Origin of the sequence: Streptomyces sp. NPDC020747, assembly GCF_044334695.1 — a bacterium.
Classification (GTDB): domain Bacteria; phylum Actinomycetota; class Actinomycetes; order Streptomycetales; family Streptomycetaceae; genus Streptomyces.
In genome coordinates this window covers 65,006-80,792 of the sequence record NZ_JBIRTJ010000023.1, presented here as the reverse complement: position 1 = coordinate 80,792, position 15,787 = coordinate 65,006, and the positions used below count along the sequence as shown (strand labels likewise).

Sequence of the window (15,787 nt, the reverse complement as noted above, 5' to 3'; positions counted from 1 at the left end):
CGGACTCACCCCGTTCGTCCGCTCCATCCGTCCATTCGCCCCGTCCATTCGCCCAACGGAGGGTGTCACTGTGAGGCCCGGTGGGAACCGCGGCTGGCTGCTCCGCCTCGTCATCGCCTTCAGCTTCGCGCAGGGGGCGGTGTCGATGGCGCGGCCCGCCGTCTCCTACCGGGCCCTCGCGTTGGGCGCCGACGAGCGAGCGATCGGCGTGATCGCGGGCGTCTACGCGCTGCTGCCACTCTTCGCCGCCGTACCGCTCGGCCGCCGGACCGACCACGGCCGGTGCGCCCCGCTGCTCCCGGTCGGCGTCGTCCTCATAGCCGGGGGCTGCGCCCTCAGCGGTACGGCGAACTCCCTTGCCGCGATGGCTGCCTGGAGCGGAGTGATGGGCCTGGGACACCTCTCCTTCGTGATCGGCGCCCAGTCGATCGTGGCCCGCCAGTCGGCGCCGCACGACCAGGACCGCAACTTCGGCCACTTCACCATCGGCGCCTCGCTCGGCCAGCTCGTCGGACCGATCGCCGCCGGCGCCCTGATCGGCGGCCCCGACATGGCGGGCACCAGCGCCCTCGCCCTGCTGGTCGCGGGCGCCGTCGCCGCGGTCTCGTTCGTCTCGCTGTGGCGCATAGAGCACCGCGACCGGCCCAAGTCCCGTACCGGACGCGGCGATCGGGTCCCCGTGCACCGCATACTGCGCACCCGGGGCGTACCCGCCGGCATCTTCATCAGCCTCGCCGTGCTGTCCGCGACGGACATCCTCACCGCGTATCTGCCGGTCGTCGGCGAGCACCGGGGCATCGCGCCCTCCGTGATCGGCCTGCTGCTCAGCCTGCGCGCGGCGGCGACCATAGCCTGCCGCCTGGTCATGACACCCATGCTGCGGCTCCTCGGCCGGGCCGCGCTGCTCGCCACGACGTGCCTGCTGGGCGCCCTCCTGTGCGCCGGGATCGCGCTGCCCGTGCCGGTCTGGGGCCTCGCCGTGATCCTCGCCCTGCTCGGCTTCTGCCTGGGTGTCGGCCAGCCCCTGTCCATGACCACGGTCGTCCAGGCCGCCCCCGACGACGCCCGCTCCACCGCCCTCGCCCTGCGCCTGACCGGCAACCGGCTCGGCCAGGTAGCCGCGCCCGCCGCCGCGGGTCTGGTCGCCGGAGTCGCAGGAGTGGCCGCGCCGTTCGTCATGCTCGGAGGGCTGCTGCTGATCGCCTCAGGGCTCGGACTGCGACAGGGGCGTACGGGCGCCGCCGGGCCCGAGCCGACGGAACGTAGAGGGCGTACGCCATCCGCACCGGAGCCCGAGAGACACTGAACAGGCCTCTTTCACACCGGAGTTGGCCGAAGCCCGGGTTTCACGAGGAGGCCCTCCCCACGATCCGTCCGATTCCGCCGCAAGTCTTCCCCGGGATGTGCGCGGTCCGTTAACTTCCGTGACCCATAGGTCTCGTACGACCCGCGAGACCTCCGATCGCGGAGCGCCAGCGCCCTGTGAGCCCCCGGGGGTCACGTCCCATGTCACGCGCCATCTCCCTTCGACAGGTCAGCAAGTCCTACACACGCGGTGTCTTCGTGGTGGAGAGGTTGTCGCTCGACGTCGCACCCGGCGAGTTCCTGGTGCTGCTCGGGCCGTCCGGCTGCGGCAAGTCGACCGTGCTGAGGATGATCGCCGGCCTCACGGACCCCACCGAGGGACAGGTGCGGCTCGACGGCGAGTACGCCAACCATCTGGAGCCCGCGGACCGGAACATGGCGATGATCTTCCAGAACTTCGCGCTCTACCCGACCATGAACGGCCGCGACAACATCGGCTTCCCGCTGCGCATCGAGACGCCTGGCCAGGACCCGCGCTCACGCGTCGACGCCACCGCCCGGATGCTCGGCATCGAGGAACTCCTCGACCGCTTCCCCCACGAGCTCTCCGGCGGCGAACGCCAGCGCGTCGCGATGGGCCGGGCGATCGCACGGCACCCCTCCGCGTTCCTGATGGACGAGCCGCTGGCCAACCTGGACGCCAAGCTCCGCAACCGGCTGCGCGCCGAAATCGCCCGCCTCACCAGGGGGTTGGGCGTCACCACGGTGTACGTCACCCACGACCAGGCGGAGGCGATGTCCCTCGGCGACCGGGTCGCGGTCCTGCGCGGCGGTGTCCTCCAGCAGGTCGGCACCCCGCGCTCGGTCTACGCGCTGCCCGAGAACGTCTTCGTCGCCGCCTTCGTCGGCACCCCGCGCATCAGCCTCCTGCGAGGCGTCGTCCTCGCCCCGCTCGACGGAGCCATGTCGATCGGCCTCGGCCGCCAGGCCCTCGTCCTGCCCGAACCCCTGTGCCTGGACCACCGGTTGCTCCGGGTGCACCAGGGTCACGAGGTCATCGTGGGCCTGCGCTCCGAGGCCGTACGCATCGCCAAGCCGGGGGAGGCCCGGCCCGGCGAGGTGGCGATCAGCGGGCTCGTCGAGCACGTGGAGTTCCAGGGGCACGAGGTCCTCGTCCACTTCAACACCGGCTCGCAGCCCGCCGTCGTACCCGACCTGGAGGCACCGCGCCCCGTGCCCCGGCCACCGCGGCGCCGCCGTCCCGTGGGGCGCGTCCTGGGCCGCCTGCGGGACCGGGCGGGCGCACTGCGGGCCGGACCCGTCGTGGTCCTGGAGGACGCCGCCGACCCGGACCGGACCGAACTGCCGCCCCCCGAGGGCCGGTTGCCCGGCGACCTCATCGTCCGTACGACACCCGACCACGAACTCCACCACGGCATGCAGGTCCCCCTCCTCGTGGACCTCGCCCATCTGTTCGTCTTCGACCACGAAGGCGTACGGATCTCCCCGGCTCCGGCGCGCCTGCCCGACCTGGAGGACTGAGGCCCGCTAGGTATGCGTTCATGATCATGAACACCACGCGTACCCGCCTCGCCGTCGCGACGGCCTCCGCCCTCCTCTTCGCCGGCGCCCCGGCCGCATACGCCACCCTCACCGACGCCGGGACCCGGCCGACGACTTCGACAGCCCCGACAGTCCCGACGGCCAGGGGTGCGGCGTACGTCGAGACCCGTCTCTTCTTCGGCACCGAGCGCCCCGACGGAGGCCCGGCCGTCACCGACGGGCACTTCATGGACTTCGTCGACCGGCAGGTCACCCCCGCCTTCCCGGACGGGCTCACCGTGCAGGACGGCCGCGGGCAGTGGCGCGACAGGAACGGCGTCATCGAGCGCGAGCGGTCGTACGAGCTGATCCTGCTGTATCCCGTGGGGCGGGCGAAGGCCGCCGATCCCGGGATCGAGGGGATCCGGGACGCGTACGAGAAGGAGTTCGGCCAGGAAGCCGTGGCCCGGCTGGACGAACCGACGCGCGCGGACTTCTGAGGTGTTCCTCCCGGTGGGCCCTGTGCTCGTCCTGCTGCCCCTGCTGCCTCCGGTGTCCCTGGTGCCTCTGGTGCCCAAAAACTAACACCGCTAGTTTGGGGTCTCGGACGACGGCTAGGTTGGGCGGCGGAGACGACGCCCCTCCCGGGAGGAACGCATGAAGGCACACGACGGCATGTACATCGACGGCGAGTGGCGCCCGGCCGCCGGGACGGACACGATCGCCGTCGTGAACCCGGCCGACGAGCAGCTCATCGCCCACGTCCCGGCCGGTACCGCCGACGACGTGGACGCCGCCGTACGAGCCGCGCGCGGAGCCCTGCCGGCCTGGGCGGCCACACCGCCCGCCGAGCGGGCCGCGCGGATCGCCGCACTCCGGGACGTCCTCGTCGCCCGCAAGGACGAGATCGCCGAGACGGTGACCGCCGAACTCGGCTCACCGCTCAAGCTCTCGCAGGCCGTGCACGTCGGAGCGCCCATCGCGGTCGCCGGTTCGTACGCCGAGCTGGCCGCCTCGTACGCCTTCGAGGAGAAGGTCGGCAACTCGACCGTCCATCTGGAACCGGTCGGCGTGGTCGGCGCGATCACCCCCTGGAACTACCCGCTGCACCAGGTCGTCGCCAAGGTCGCCCCGGCCCTCGCGGCCGGCTGCACGGTCGTGCTGAAGCCCGCCGAGGACACCCCGCTGACCGCGCAGCTCTTCGCGGAGGCGGTCCACGAAGCGGGCCTTCCGGCCGGGGTCTTCAACCTCGTCACCGGACTCGGCCCGGTCGCGGGCCAGGCGCTCGCCGGGCACGAGGGCGTGGACCTGGTCTCCTTCACCGGCTCGACGGCCGTCGGCAGGCAGATCGGCGCGACCGCGGGCGCGGCCGTCAAGCGGGTCGCCCTGGAACTCGGCGGCAAGTCCGCCAACGTCATCCTGCCGAGCGCCGACCTCGCCAAGGCGGTCAACGTCGGCGTGGCCAACGTGATGTCCAACTCCGGCCAGACGTGCAGCGCCTGGACCCGCATGCTGGTCCACGACTCGCAGTACGACGAGGCGGTCTCGCTGGCCGCGGAGGCCGCCGCGAAGTACGGCGAACGCATTGGACCCGTCGTCAACGCCAAACAGCAACAGCGCGTGCGGAGTTACATCGAGAAGGGCGTCGCCGAGGGAGCGCGACTGGTGGCCGGCGGTCCCGAAGCCCCGCGCGAACAGGGCTACTTCGTCAGCCCGACCGTCTTCGCGGACGTGACCCCCGACATGACGATCGCCCAGGAGGAGATCTTCGGCCCGGTCCTCTCCATCCTGCGGTACGAGGACGAGGCCGACGCGCTGCGGATCGCCAACGGCACGGTGTACGGGCTGGCGGGGGCCGTGTGGGCCGGCGAGGTGACGGAGGCCGTGGCCTTCGCGCGGCAACTCGACACCGGACAGGTGGACATCAACGGCGGACGCTTCAACCCCCTCGCCCCCTTCGGCGGTTACAAGCAGTCGGGGGTCGGCCGGGAGCTGGGCTCGCACGGCCTGTCCGAGTACCTCCAGACCAAGTCCCTGCAGTTCTAGTTCAGGAGGGGTGTACGACATGGCTCGTGCGACGCACACGGTTCGCGCCGCGGTCCTGCCCGCCGTCGGTGCTCCACTGGAGATCACCGAGATCGAGTTGCCGGAGCGGCCGGGTCCCGGGCAGGTGAGGGTGCGGCTCGCCGCCGCCGGGGTCTGCCACTCCGACCTCTCCCTGTCCGACGGCACCATGCGGGTGCCGGTGCCCGCCGTGCTCGGCCACGAGGGGGCGGGGACCGTCGTCTCCGTCGGACCCGGGGTCGCACACGTGGCGCCCGGGGACGGTGTGGTCCTCAACTGGGCTCCCTCCTGCGGCAGTTGTCACGCCTGCTCGCTGGGCGAGGTGTGGCTGTGCGCCAACGCGCTGGCCGGGGCGGGGGAGGTGTACGCGCGGCGCTCCTCCGACGGGGCCGAGCTGTATCCCGGCCTGAACGTCGCCGCGTTCGCCGAGGAGACGGTGGTGGCGGGTGCCTGCGTGCTGCCGGCGCCCGCCGGGATTCCGCTGACGGAAGCGGCGCTGCTCGGCTGCGCCGTGCTCACCGGGTACGGGGCCGTCCACTACTCGGCGCGGGTCCGGTCCGGGGAGACCGTGGCCGTGTTCGGGGTGGGCGGGGTCGGTCTCGCCGCGATCCAGGCCGCGCGGATCGCGGGCGCCTCGACGATCGTGGCCGTGGATGTGTCGCCGGAGAAGGAGTCCCTGGCGCGGGCGGCCGGGGCGACGGAGTACGTCGTCGCGTCCGACACCACCGCGCGGGAGATCCGGGGGCTCACGGGCAAGCAGGGGGTCGATGTGGCGGTGGAATGCGTGGGCCGGGCCGTCACGATCCGTACGGCCTGGGAGTCGACCCGCCGAGGCGGCCGTACGACGGTCGTCGGCATCGGCGGCAAGGACCAGCAGGTCTCCTTCAACGCCCTCGAACTCTTCCACTGGGGCCGCACGCTCTCCGGCTGCGTCTACGGCAACTCGGATCCGGCCCGGGACCTGCCGCTCCTCGCCGACCACGTCCTCGCGGGGCGCCTGGACCTGGGCTCCCTGGTGACCGAACGGATCACCCTGGAGGACATCCCGTCGGCCTTCGACAACATGCTGGCGGGGAAGGGCGGCCGGGCGCTGGTGGTCTTCTAGCCCACCAGAGGCCTTTCCTCGCCCCCGCCGCCCCTACCCGCGCCGGCCTGGGGGTCTCCCCCCACCACCCCCCACCTTTAATTACCCCCCCTCGGGGTTTTGTGGAGCGGGGGTTCGGGGGCGGGCCCCCGAAAGGGACGGGAATGGGTAGGGGCGGCGGGGGCGAGAAGAAAACGCACCCGGGGCCCGCCTAGGCCTGCTCGTGCGCGGTGGCCGCCCCGGCGGCACCGGCAGGCGCAACGTCCGCCGCCACGGCGGTCGTTCGCGGGCGCGACCGCGAAACCGCCACCCCCGCCAGACACACCAGCCCGCCGACGAGGGTGATCCAGCCCGGCACCTCGTCGAGCGCCACCCAGGACATCAGCACCACCAGCGCGGGCACCGCGTACGTCGTGGCACCCATCTTCCCGGCCGTCGTACGGGCCAGCGCGAACGCCCAGGTGGTGAACGCGAGGGCGGTCGGGAAGACGCCCAGGTACAGCATGTTGAGGGTCGCGGACAGCGGGGCGTCGGCGGCGTCGGACACCAGCTGCCCCGCGAACGGCAGACAGGCCACCGCACCGATCGCACAGCCGAACGTCGTCACCTGGAGCGCGGAACCGTGCCGCAGGGCCGGCTTCTGGGCGACCACACCTCCCGCGTACGCCACCGCGGCGAGCAGACAGAGCAGCACGCCGAGCACGGAGGCGCTGCCCTCGCCCGACATCGACAGGCCGACGACCGCCGCTCCCGCGAACGACACGGCCATTCCGGCGAGCAGTCGTGGCGGCAGCCCCTCCTTGAGCAACCACCCCGCGAGCAGGGCCATGATCAGCGGGCCGACGTTCACCACGAGGGCGGCGGTGCCCGCGTCGACCTTCTGTTCGCCCCAGTTGAGCACCACCATGTAGAGCCCGAACCAGAGCAGCCCGGACACCACGATCCCCGGCCAGGCGGCGCGCGGGGGCAGCCCCTCCCGGCGTATCAGACAGATCACGCCGAGGACGAGCACCCCGGAGAGGAGCCGGCCCAGTGCCAGCGCGCCGGGCGCGTACGCCTCGCCCGCACTCCGGATGGACACGAACGCGGAGGCCCACAACAGCACGGTGACCGTCGCGGCTCCGGCCGCGAGCAGTTCCGTACGGGGGAGGGAATGGAGAGACTTCATCACGATCCAGAGGCTAGGTGGGGTGACGGGAAAGGGCTCGCGGTTTTTGGACCGGGCGTCGAGCTCCGCCGGATACCGTCGTCTGTCTGCGGGCCGGTGGGGGCTGGTCGCGCCCACGCGGCGGAGCCGCACGTCGATACGGCCCCGCGCCCCTCGAAGGGGCGGTCAGCGCAGCGTCTCCGACTGGATTCCCAGCAGCTCCGCGAGCGCTCGTTCGCCCTCGGCCGTGACCTTCACGGCTCGCTCCGAGCCGATGCGTACGCACCAGCCGGCGTCCAGGGCGTGCCGGCACAGCGCGGCTCCCGCGACGCCGGCGAGATGGGGACGGCGTTCCGTCCAGTCCAGGCAGGCCCGGGCGAGCGGGCGCCGCCCGGTGTGTACGAGGGGGACGCCGAGGCCGTCGAACCAGCGCACTCCTTCGTCGGTGAGCGCGAACCCCGTGTCCTGCCGGAGCAGTCCGAGGCCGGTCAGCGCGTCGGTGACGGCGATGCCGAGGCGGCCGGCCAGGTGGTCGTAGCAGGTGCGGCCCCGGGCCATCGCGCTGCCCGCGCCGGCCTCACGCAGGGTGCGCGGCCGGACGGCGGCCGCCGGCGCGACCTGGGCGGTGAGGTCCTCGACGAGCTGGGCGACCCTGGCGTCGGCCAGCCATACGTACCGGTGCCGTCCCTGCCGTTCCTCGGCGAGCAGCCCGCCCGCGACGAGCTTGCCCAGGTGTTCGCTGGCCGTCGACGCGGCGACCCCCGCGTGCCGGGCCAGCTCCCCGGCGGTCCACGCCCGCCCGTCGAGCAGGGCCAGCAGGAACCCGGCGCGCGTCTCGTCGGCGACCAGGGAGGCGAGGGCGGCGAGCCCGGCGGCCTCGGCGCGCGCACTGCTCGTACGGCCCGTACGTGAGGAGGTCATGCATCCAGCATGCGCGACGCACACTTCGGCGAGCGCCGAACGATGGGGCACCGGCGCGGAGCGCTCACACCCCGCGCAGCCCCTCATACTGCAGCGCCAGCCCGTCCAGCAACGCCCTGAGGCCCGTCTCGAAGGCCCGTTCGTCGATCTTCTCCTGCTGTTCGGCGAGGAGATGGGCCTGCCCGAGATGCGGATAGTCGGCGGGGTCGTACGCGTTCTCGTCGTCCACGAAGCCCCCGGCGAACGATCCCAGCGCGGAGCCCGTCACGAAGTACCGCATCAGCGCGCCGATGGACGTGGCCTGCGCCGGGGGCCACCCCGCCTCGACCATCGCACCGAAGACGGCGTCGGCGAGCCGCAGTCCGGCCGGGCGGCGGCCGGGGCCGCGGGCCAGGACCGGGACGATGTTCGGGTGGTCGCGCAGGGCGGCCCGGTAGGAGAGGGCCCAGTCGTGGAGCGCGGTGCGCCAGTCGCGCCCGTCCTCGAACATCGACAGGTCGACCTGCGCGCTGACCGAGTCCGCGACCGCCTCCAGGATCTGGTCCTTGGTCCGGAAGTGGTTGTAGAGGGACGGACCGCTCACCCCCAGTTCGGCCGCGAGCCGGCGCGTCGAGACGGCGGCCAGGCCCTCGGCGTCCACCAGCGTCCGGGCCGCCCCGACGATCCGGTCGGTGCTGAGGAGGGGCTTGCGCGGTCTGGCCATGGCGCACATAGTAGGGCCGCGAACCAGAAACTAGCAGTGCTAATTTAATGCTGCAGCAGTCGATGTTGCAGCAGTCGTGTCGCGGCCGTCACGTGGCCTTCGAGGGGGAGTACTCGTCATGTACCTGGGGCTCAGCGAGGAGCAGACCGCCGTCCGACGGCTCGCCAGGGACTTCGTCGACCGGGAGATCGCCCCGCACGTCGTCGCCTGGGACCGGGCGGAGGAGGTCGACCGCTCGATCGTGAAGAAGCTCGGTGACATCGGCTTCCTGGGCCTCACCATCGACGAGGAGTACGGCGGATCCGGCGGTGACCACCTCACGTACTGCCTGGTGACGGAGGAACTGGGCCGGGGCGACTCATCGGTCCGCGGCATCGTCTCCGTCACCCTCGGCCTGGTCGCCAAGACCATCGCGTCCTGGGGGAGCGAGGAGCAGAAGCGGCAGTGGCTGCCGGGGCTCACCTCGGGCGCGTACGTCGGCTGCTTCGGCCTCACCGAACCGGGCACCGGCTCCGATGCGGGCAACCTCACGACCAGGGCGGTCCGCGACGGTGGCGACTACGTGATCAACGGCAGCAAGATGTTCATCACCAACGGCACCTGGGCCGACGTCGTGCTGCTCTTCGCCCGCTCGACCGACGCCGCCGGCCACAAGGGCGTCTCCGCGTTCCTCGTACCCGCCGACACCCCCGGCCTGACCCGCCGCACCGTCCACGGCAAGCTCGGGCTGCGCGGCCAGGCCACCGCCGAACTGGTCCTCGACGACGTCCGCGTGCCCGCCTCGACGATGCTCGGCCCCGAGGGCAAGGGTTTCTCCGTCGCCATGTCCGCGCTGGCCAAGGGCCGGATGTCCGTCGCGGCCGGCTGCGTCGGCATAGCCCAGGCCGCGCTGGACGCCGCCGTGACGTACGCGACCGAGCGCGAGCAGTTCGGGAAGACCATCGCCCACCACCAGCTCGTCCAGGAACTGCTCAGCGACATCGCCGTGGACGTCGACGCGGCCCGGCTGCTCACCTGGCGGGTCGCCGATCTCGTCGACCGGGGCGAGCCGTTCGCCACCGAGTCCTCCAAGGCCAAGCTCTTCGCCTCGGAGGCCGCCGTGCGCGCCGCCAACAACGCACTCCAGGTCTTCGGCGGCTACGGCTACATCGACGAGTACCCGGTCGGCAAGCTGCTGCGCGACGCCCGCGTGATGACCCTCTACGAAGGCACCAGCCAGATCCAGAAACTGGTCATCGGCCGTGCGCTGACAGGGATTTCGGCCTTCTGAGTACGCGTCTGAGTACGCGAGCGGATGTGGCTGCGGCCACGTCGGCCGATTCTGGTCCGCATGAGTGAGACACCGGTCAAGCAGCAGAACACCGCCGCCTTCTACGGCCAGGCGGTCCTATCGTTCGGCGTCGCCGTCGTCGCCACCACCATCGGCATCTTCAAGCTGGAGGCCGACACCTGGGTGCGGGCCTTCCTGGGGATCGCCGTCCTCTACCTCGTCACCTCCGCCTTCACCCTCGCCAAGGTGATCCGTGACCGCCAGGAGGCCGGGCAGATCGTCAGCCGGGTCGACCAGGCCAGACTTGAGAAGCTCCTCGCCGCACACGACCCCTTCGAGAAGCTGTGAGGTGCTGAGCAGCACCGAGCGGGTTTTCCATGCCTCTGATCGGGCATTCTAAGCGCTCGCTCAGTATCGGAGGTATGGTGTTCGTTCTGCCAGTGGAAGGGGCGAACCAGCGATGAGTACGGCGGAGGAGACGGCCGGCGCGGAGATGCCGCCGTGGGCCGAGGTCACCCCGGACGCGGCCCGGCGGCTGCTGGTCGCCGCGGTCGAGGCCTTCGCCGAGCGCGGGTACCACGCGACGACGACCCGTGACATCGCGGGCCGGGCGGGGATGAGCCCGGCCGCGCTCTACATCCACTACAAGACCAAGGAAGAGCTGCTCCACCGGATCAGCAGGATCGGCCACGAGAAGGCTCTGGACATCCTGCGGACGGCGGCCGGGCGCGAGGGCAGTGCCGCCGAGCGGCTCGCGGACGCCGTGAGCTCGTTCGTCCGCTGGCACGCCGGGGGCCGCACCACCGCGCGGGTCGTGCAGTACGAACTGGACTCGCTCGGCCCGGACGCCCGGGCCGAGATCATCGCCCTGCGCCGCCAGGTCGACGCCGAGGTCCGCGGCATCATCCAGGACGGCGTGGCGGCGGGCGACTTCGACGTCCCGGACATCCCCGGCACCACCCTCGCGGTCCTCTCCCTGTGCATCGACGTGGCCCGCTGGTTCAACGTCAACGGCGCCAGGACGCCGGAAGACGTGGGCGCCTTGTACGCGGACCTGGTCCTGCGGATGGTCGGGGCGGAGCCCCGGTAGGGGCGCGGGGCTGTGGTGATCCACGGCTCCGCCGCGGGGCGCGACCAGCCACGACGGGCCCCGCGGCCCACGCGCGACCGGCGTCTAGATGTAGTACCGGGACACGGACTCGGCCACACAGACCGGCTTGTCGCCCCCCTCGCGCTCCACGGTGAACCCGACGGACACCTGCACACCGCCAGGCACCTCGTCGACCCCCGTGATCCTCGCCGTGGCACGCAGCCGCGACCCCACCGGCACCGGAGCGGGAAAGCGAACCTTGTTCGTCCCGTAGTTCACACCCATCTTGACGCCCTCGACCTTGATCAGCTGAGGCCCGAACAGCGGCAGCAGCGACAACGTCAGATACCCGTGGGCGATGGTCGTCCCGAAGGGGCCCGCCGCGGCCTTCTCGGGGTCCACGTGAATCCACTGGTGGTCCCCTGTCGCCTCGGCGAACAGGTCGATCCGCTTCTGGTCGACCTCCAGCCAGTCGCTGTACCCCAACTGCTCACCCACCGCCGCCTTCAGTTCGTCGACGGACGTGAAGATCCTCGGCTCTGCCATGTCCCTGGCCTCCCGCGTAGCAATGTCTGAGCGACTGTATCTAAGCAACTGCTTAGCATGATAGGGCGAGGGTTCTCTGTCAACGGACCGGCGGCGTGACGCGTGACGAGGAGGCCGGGTGAGCCCGGCCGACGGCATGGGTAGGCTTCGAGGGGTGCCCCAGATTCCCGAGAAGATCCACGAACTCACGGTCGGCCAGCTGTCGGCCCGCAGCGGCGCCGCCGTCTCGGCCCTGCACTTCTACGAGTCCAAGGGCCTGATCAGCAGCCGCCGCACGACAGGCAACCAGCGCCGCTACCACCGCGACGCGCTGCGCCGGGTCGCGTTCGTACGGGCCGCGCAGCGCGTCGGCATCCCGCTGGCCACGATCCGCGACGCGCTGGCCGAGCTGCCCGAGGAGCGGACTCCGACGCGCGAGGACTGGGCCCGCCTCTCGGAGGCCTGGCGGTCCGAACTCGACGAGCGCATCAAGCAGTTGGGCCGCCTGCGCGACCACCTCACGGACTGCATCGGCTGCGGCTGTCTCTCGCTGGAGACCTGCGTACTGTCCAACCCCGACGACGTCTTCGGCGAACGGCAGAGCGGCTCCCGCCTGATGGTGGAACGCCCGGGTGCGGGTGCCCGGCAGCAGCGCGACCAGCCGGAGAAGGAGCCCAGGGGCTGCGGCTGAAGCGGCCCCTGAGCTCCTGAGGCCCGGGGTTTCTGAGACCCCGGGCCCGGCCCCGCCTCACTCGTACTCCGTGCCGCCCTTTCGGGTCAGATACGCCGGGCTGACCGCCTTCGCGACGGCTCGGCCGCCCGTGACCGGGCTGTACCGCTCGGTGGCGGGCCTGATCACGACACCCTCGCGCAGATGGAGGCCCCGCCCGGAGACCGTCTCGGGCCCGGAGGCGAACTCCAGGACGCGGTCGACGTCGTACGGACCCTCGTAGAGCCGTGGCACGAGCGGCAGTTCACCGGTGAGCAGCTCCGCCGCATCCAGCCAGCGGACCTCGCCGTCGATCTCCGCGGACACGTCGAACACCGCGTACCCGAGCGTCTCGCGGCGGCCGTCGGCGCCGTAGGTGAGGTCCTGTACGCCGGCTCCGTACACCTCGCCGAAGACGCCGACCCGGCGTGCCCCGAGCCGTTCGGCGAGCCGGGCCGCGGCCGCCGCGACATCGTGGCCGTGGACCGCGCGCCAGTACAGGTTGCGCGGGTCCTCCGTCAGGGCCAGGTACTTGGCGCCGAAGCCCTTCGAGGAGACCTGGGCGCGGCCGTCCTCGGCGAAGTACGTGAGCAGGCAGGCCGAGCCGTGCAGCTTCTCGGTCAGGACCACATCCTCGCCCGGGGCGAAGATGTCCGGGTAGCGCTGGATGTTCTCGATGTCGACCCAGGGCAGCAGACCGGGCGCCGACTCGACCTCGCCGTCCATCGTGGGCGGTATCGGCGGCACCCACTTGGTGATGCCGAGCCGCTCCGCGAAGTCCGTGCCGTCCGCGGCGGCCCGCGCGAGGTCGACGCCGGCCAGCGCCTTCGGCCGGCAGACGATCCCCTGCGACAGCTCGCCGCGCAGCCGCACCGCCTTGACCCGGTCCGACCTGCTCCCCGCGAGGCGTCCGGTAAGCCCCAGCTCCTCGATCAGCTCCTCGGGCAGCACGGACTGCTCGGGGATGTAGACGGCGGTCTCGCCGGTGCGGTACACGCCCTTGGCGACGACTGCTCGGTACAGGCCCACCTGGGCCAGTTCGAGCGCGTCGGCGTTCGGATGCTCGTGGATGGTCAGCACTTCGGCGGTGACGCGCAGCGTCGACATGGTGGGACTCCTCGGGTTCCTCAGACCGGTTTCATCGCCTCCAACTGTCCGTACGGGAAAGGGGTGGAGCGAAGGGTTTTGGGACTGGTATGTGCTTGGCCGGAACCGGAGGCCGGGTGGTCAGAGGGCGTGCCGCGCCCTCTCGTACTGGACCAGCCCCTCCGCCACCAACTCCGCGTTGGACACCGCCCGTTGTCCGTCCGGCAGGACCAGCGTGTCCTCCAGGCCGATCCGCGTCGCGAGCCCGAGGCGTCCGGCGAGCCGGAGGACGGGCCAGGTGCCGCCCTCCTCGCCGTGCAGCAGGACGGGACGGCCGTGAGCCGTGCCGAGCGAGGCCAGGAGCTCCCGGGCGGAGTCCTCCGCCGTGTCGGGATCCGGGTCCGTCGCCTCCGCCAGGACGCGCAGGACCCGGGGGCCGAGCGGTGACGCCGCGAACCGCGCGGCCCCGTCCGTGCCGGACCAGATGCCCGCCTCCACGGCCACGCCCCGCTCAAGGAGCGCGGCGGCGACCCGCTCGGCCCCCGGCTCGTGCCAGTTGACCGAGGCGTGGTCGGGCAGGACCGTCCACTCGCGGACGCGGGCGACCCGGGCCGCGGCGTCGGGCTCGGCCCAGGCGCCGGTGGTCACGCCGACGGGAACGCCGACACGGGAACGTATGTGCTCCAGCGTCGCTGCAACCGCTTTCGGCGACAGCGTGTCTTCTCCACAGGGGGACTTGGGATGCACATGGATGTCCGACGCCCCGGCCGCGACGGCCTCCGCCGCGGAGTCGGCCATCGCCCCCGGCGACAACGGAACGAGAGCACCGTCGCCGGACCCGCGTCCCCCGTTCACACACACCTGCACCATGTTCCCGATGGTGCCAGGCGCCACTGACAACCGGAGATCGAAGGAGGAACAGGCGATGAGCCTGGCCATCTGCTCGCTCAAATGGGAAGCCGCGCACACGGGGGCGCAGACGATCACGTACGACAGCGACGGGTACCACCTCGTGCGCTTCCCGTACGTCACGGGGGAGGAGCAGTACGACCCCTGGAACATGCACGACCCGGCGAAGGGCGGCGACAGCGCGTCGACGTTCCCCGACGCCCGCTCGGGCCTGATCTGGCCCAGCCACGACGGCTGGGGCGTACTGTCCGCGATGGTCTTCTGGGAGGCGGACTCCGCCGGACTCGAATACCGGGCGCGCTACGTCCGGGACCCGCTGAACCTCTCGACGGGCTACAACTCGACGGCCACGACGGACATCGCACCCACCCGCGGCGGCCAGTACCGCACCTACATGTGGCAGATGTTCGTCCACCCTGAGACGCCGCTCGGTCTGAAGATCTCCGTGCGCGGCGCGGGGGACGTGAAGGTCTCCACACCGCTGATGCTCGCCGAGTTCAAGCTCGCCGTCCACACCGACGTCAAGACGCCGTAGCCGATCGCCCGGGGGTGCGGTTCCGCCGGCGCACCCCCGGTACGCCTAGCTCGCCACGGATACCAGTAGGCGCCCTCTTCTGGCTTCTGCCAGGGCCTCGGGCGTGAGAACCGGCCGCGGGACCACGATCCCGCAGGCCGTGCAGACCGGGCCCGTGGACGGTTCGTGGGCCAGGTCGTACTTCCAGGTGAGGCGCTCGCCCGAGCAGACCGGGCAGACGGTGCCCGGCTCGCGCTCCAGGGCGGCGATCAGCCGGCGCAGCACCTCGGCCATCGGCTCATGGGGGTGGACCCGCGGGTCGTCGCACCAGGCGACCCCGAAGCCGCCCCAGGTGAGCCGGTGCCAGTCGTCCACGCTGCCGGGGCTGCGCAGACCGTCGTGCTTCTCCTTCTTGCGGCGCTGTGCGAACTCGACCTCGTAGGCGAGCCATACGGAGCGCGCCTCCTCCAGTTCGTCCAGTGCGGCCACGAGCCGCGCTGGATCGGGGGACCGGTCCTCGGGGCCGAACCCGGCCCGGGAGCACAGATGGTCCCAGGTCGCCCGGTGACCGTAAGGAGCGAACCTCTCAAGGCACTTGCGCAGTGAATAGCGCCGCAGTGCCAGATCGCTCCTCGGGTCGCGCACCTGTCTCGCCAGACTCCGAAAGCCGGCCATCGCCCTGCACCTCCGTCACACCTGCACCTGTACTTCGGTCACTTCGGCGTCGTCGAAAGGACGTCGCCGAATAGACGTATCGACACGCGATTCGGCTCCATCTGTTTTTCCGCGACCGTTATAAAGCCGCCAATCGGGCGCTTTCGGACTGCCCGCCAGACGGTTCTCGGCCGTCCGTCGTCTGCTTCTCGCCGTCGGCCGGTGCGGCCGGTGGCGCGTCGGGGATCCTCCGGCCTCTCCGAC

At 71.7% G+C, this 15,787-nt stretch carries 17 protein-coding genes; 10 read left to right on the top strand and 7 right to left on the bottom strand.

Annotated elements, in window-relative coordinates:
* Positions 1-70: 70 nt before the first annotated feature.
* The 5 genes from ACH4YP_RS43125 (at position 71) to ACH4YP_RS43105 (ending at position 6,016) form a co-directional block, all read left to right on the top strand.
* On the top strand, positions 71-1,306 hold the full coding sequence (locus ACH4YP_RS43125) for an MFS transporter (protein WP_398496705.1): 1,236 nt from the start codon (positions 71-73) through the stop codon (positions 1,304-1,306).
* A gap of 200 nt (positions 1,307-1,506) precedes the next feature.
* Positions 1,507-2,847: an ABC transporter ATP-binding protein gene (locus ACH4YP_RS43120; RefSeq protein ID WP_398496703.1), complete on the top strand. Its 1,341-nt coding sequence runs from the start codon at positions 1,507-1,509 to the stop codon at positions 2,845-2,847.
* Between the two features lie 20 nt (positions 2,848-2,867).
* Positions 2,868-3,347 carry a DUF3574 domain-containing protein gene (locus ACH4YP_RS43115; RefSeq protein ID WP_398496701.1) on the top strand — a complete coding sequence of 160 codons (480 nt, stop codon included), beginning with the start codon at positions 2,868-2,870 and terminating at the stop codon, positions 3,345-3,347.
* Positions 3,348-3,504: 157 nt separating this feature from the next.
* Positions 3,505-4,893: an aldehyde dehydrogenase family protein gene (locus ACH4YP_RS43110; RefSeq protein WP_361053512.1), complete on the top strand. Its 1,389-nt coding sequence runs from the start codon at positions 3,505-3,507 to the stop codon at positions 4,891-4,893.
* Positions 4,894-4,912: 19 nt separating this feature from the next.
* On the top strand, positions 4,913-6,016 hold the full coding sequence (locus ACH4YP_RS43105; RefSeq protein WP_398496699.1) for a Zn-dependent alcohol dehydrogenase: 1,104 nt from the start codon (positions 4,913-4,915) through the stop codon (positions 6,014-6,016).
* Between the two features lie 190 nt (positions 6,017-6,206).
* Here the strand turns inward: ACH4YP_RS43105 and ACH4YP_RS43100 are convergent, their stop codons facing one another.
* The 3 genes from ACH4YP_RS43100 to ACH4YP_RS43090 form a co-directional block, all read right to left on the bottom strand.
* Positions 6,207-7,163, bottom strand: a complete 957-nt coding sequence (locus tag ACH4YP_RS43100; RefSeq protein WP_398496738.1) for a DMT family transporter — start codon at positions 7,161-7,163, stop codon at positions 6,207-6,209.
* Between the two features lie 165 nt (positions 7,164-7,328).
* Complete coding sequence (locus ACH4YP_RS43095; protein ID WP_398496697.1) at positions 7,329-8,063, bottom strand: ArsR/SmtB family transcription factor; 735 nt, start codon at positions 8,061-8,063, stop codon at positions 7,329-7,331.
* Between the two features lie 64 nt (positions 8,064-8,127).
* Positions 8,128-8,766 (bottom strand): TetR/AcrR family transcriptional regulator, encoded by a 639-nt coding sequence (locus ACH4YP_RS43090; RefSeq protein WP_361069006.1) that lies wholly within the window; start codon positions 8,764-8,766, stop codon positions 8,128-8,130.
* A 118-nt stretch (positions 8,767-8,884) separates the two neighbouring features.
* Here ACH4YP_RS43090 and ACH4YP_RS43085 point away from each other — a divergent pair, with 118 nt between their 5' ends.
* From ACH4YP_RS43085 to ACH4YP_RS43075, 3 genes are all read left to right on the top strand, one after another.
* Positions 8,885-10,036, top strand: a complete 1,152-nt coding sequence (locus tag ACH4YP_RS43085) for an acyl-CoA dehydrogenase family protein (protein WP_361069003.1) — start codon at positions 8,885-8,887, stop codon at positions 10,034-10,036.
* 60 nt (positions 10,037-10,096) lie between these two features.
* Positions 10,097-10,384 carry a YiaA/YiaB family inner membrane protein gene (locus ACH4YP_RS43080; RefSeq protein WP_055612233.1) on the top strand — a complete coding sequence of 96 codons (288 nt, stop codon included), beginning with the start codon at positions 10,097-10,099 and terminating at the stop codon, positions 10,382-10,384.
* Between the two features lie 112 nt (positions 10,385-10,496).
* The gene (locus ACH4YP_RS43075; protein WP_361069000.1) at positions 10,497-11,126 is read left to right on the top strand and encodes a TetR/AcrR family transcriptional regulator; all 630 of its coding nucleotides are present in this window, start codon (positions 10,497-10,499) and stop codon (positions 11,124-11,126) included.
* An 84-nt stretch (positions 11,127-11,210) separates the two neighbouring features.
* Here the strand turns inward: ACH4YP_RS43075 and ACH4YP_RS43070 are convergent, their stop codons facing one another.
* Entirely contained in the window at positions 11,211-11,672 is a 462-nt protein-coding gene (locus ACH4YP_RS43070; protein ID WP_398496695.1) for a MaoC family dehydratase, read from the bottom strand.
* Between the two features lie 154 nt (positions 11,673-11,826).
* On the opposite strand from ACH4YP_RS43070, the gene soxR reads away from it, so the two are divergent.
* A complete protein-coding gene (gene soxR, locus ACH4YP_RS43065; protein WP_361068994.1) occupies positions 11,827-12,342 on the top strand; it encodes a redox-sensitive transcriptional activator SoxR in 516 nt (171 codons plus the stop codon).
* Between the two features lie 57 nt (positions 12,343-12,399).
* Here the strand turns inward: soxR and ACH4YP_RS43060 are convergent, their stop codons facing one another.
* Together ACH4YP_RS43060 and ACH4YP_RS43055 are read right to left on the bottom strand one after the other, a co-directional pair.
* A complete protein-coding gene (locus ACH4YP_RS43060) occupies positions 12,400-13,467 on the bottom strand; it encodes an RNA ligase (ATP) (protein ID WP_398496692.1) in 1,068 nt (355 codons plus the stop codon).
* A gap of 120 nt (positions 13,468-13,587) precedes the next feature.
* Positions 13,588-14,316 carry a 3-keto-5-aminohexanoate cleavage protein gene (locus ACH4YP_RS43055; RefSeq protein WP_398496691.1) on the bottom strand — a complete coding sequence of 243 codons (729 nt, stop codon included), beginning with the start codon at positions 14,314-14,316 and terminating at the stop codon, positions 13,588-13,590.
* A gap of 55 nt (positions 14,317-14,371) precedes the next feature.
* On the opposite strand from ACH4YP_RS43055, the gene ACH4YP_RS43050 reads away from it, so the two are divergent.
* Entirely contained in the window at positions 14,372-14,890 is a 519-nt protein-coding gene (locus tag ACH4YP_RS43050) for a hypothetical protein (RefSeq protein ID WP_398496689.1), read from the top strand.
* A gap of 45 nt (positions 14,891-14,935) precedes the next feature.
* Here ACH4YP_RS43050 and ACH4YP_RS43045 read toward each other — a convergent pair whose 3' ends face one another.
* Complete coding sequence (locus ACH4YP_RS43045) at positions 14,936-15,544, bottom strand: hypothetical protein (protein WP_189840104.1); 609 nt, start codon at positions 15,542-15,544, stop codon at positions 14,936-14,938.
* Between the last annotated feature and the right edge of the window lie 243 nt (positions 15,545-15,787).

Bases quoted from the DNA above. Each gene is read 5' to 3' on its own strand.
- ACH4YP_RS43090 (WP_361069006.1), bottom strand. From the start codon at position 8,766: ATGGCCAGACCGCGCAAGCCCCTCCTCAGCACCGACCGGATCGTCGGG.
- ACH4YP_RS43080 (WP_055612233.1), top strand. From the start codon at position 10,097: ATGAGTGAGACACCGGTCAAGCAGCAGAACACCGCCGCCTTCTACGGC.
- ACH4YP_RS43055 (WP_398496691.1), bottom strand. From the start codon at position 14,316: ATGGTGCAGGTGTGTGTGAACGGGGGACGCGGGTCCGGCGACGGTGCT.
- ACH4YP_RS43110 (WP_361053512.1), top strand. From the start codon at position 3,505: ATGAAGGCACACGACGGCATGTACATCGACGGCGAGTGGCGCCCGGCC.
- ACH4YP_RS43070 (WP_398496695.1), bottom strand. From the start codon at position 11,672: ATGGCAGAGCCGAGGATCTTCACGTCCGTCGACGAACTGAAGGCGGCG.
- ACH4YP_RS43060 (WP_398496692.1), bottom strand. From the start codon at position 13,467: ATGTCGACGCTGCGCGTCACCGCCGAAGTGCTGACCATCCACGAGCAT.
- ACH4YP_RS43075 (WP_361069000.1), top strand. From the start codon at position 10,497: ATGAGTACGGCGGAGGAGACGGCCGGCGCGGAGATGCCGCCGTGGGCC.
- ACH4YP_RS43120 (WP_398496703.1), top strand. From the start codon at position 1,507: ATGTCACGCGCCATCTCCCTTCGACAGGTCAGCAAGTCCTACACACGC.
- ACH4YP_RS43050 (WP_398496689.1), top strand. From the start codon at position 14,372: ATGAGCCTGGCCATCTGCTCGCTCAAATGGGAAGCCGCGCACACGGGG.
- ACH4YP_RS43045 (WP_189840104.1), bottom strand. From the start codon at position 15,544: ATGGCCGGCTTTCGGAGTCTGGCGAGACAGGTGCGCGACCCGAGGAGC.
- ACH4YP_RS43100 (WP_398496738.1), bottom strand. From the start codon at position 7,163: ATGAAGTCTCTCCATTCCCTCCCCCGTACGGAACTGCTCGCGGCCGGA.
- ACH4YP_RS43115 (WP_398496701.1), top strand. From the start codon at position 2,868: ATGATCATGAACACCACGCGTACCCGCCTCGCCGTCGCGACGGCCTCC.
- ACH4YP_RS43085 (WP_361069003.1), top strand. From the start codon at position 8,885: ATGTACCTGGGGCTCAGCGAGGAGCAGACCGCCGTCCGACGGCTCGCC.
- ACH4YP_RS43105 (WP_398496699.1), top strand. From the start codon at position 4,913: ATGGCTCGTGCGACGCACACGGTTCGCGCCGCGGTCCTGCCCGCCGTC.
- ACH4YP_RS43095 (WP_398496697.1), bottom strand. From the start codon at position 8,063: ATGACCTCCTCACGTACGGGCCGTACGAGCAGTGCGCGCGCCGAGGCC.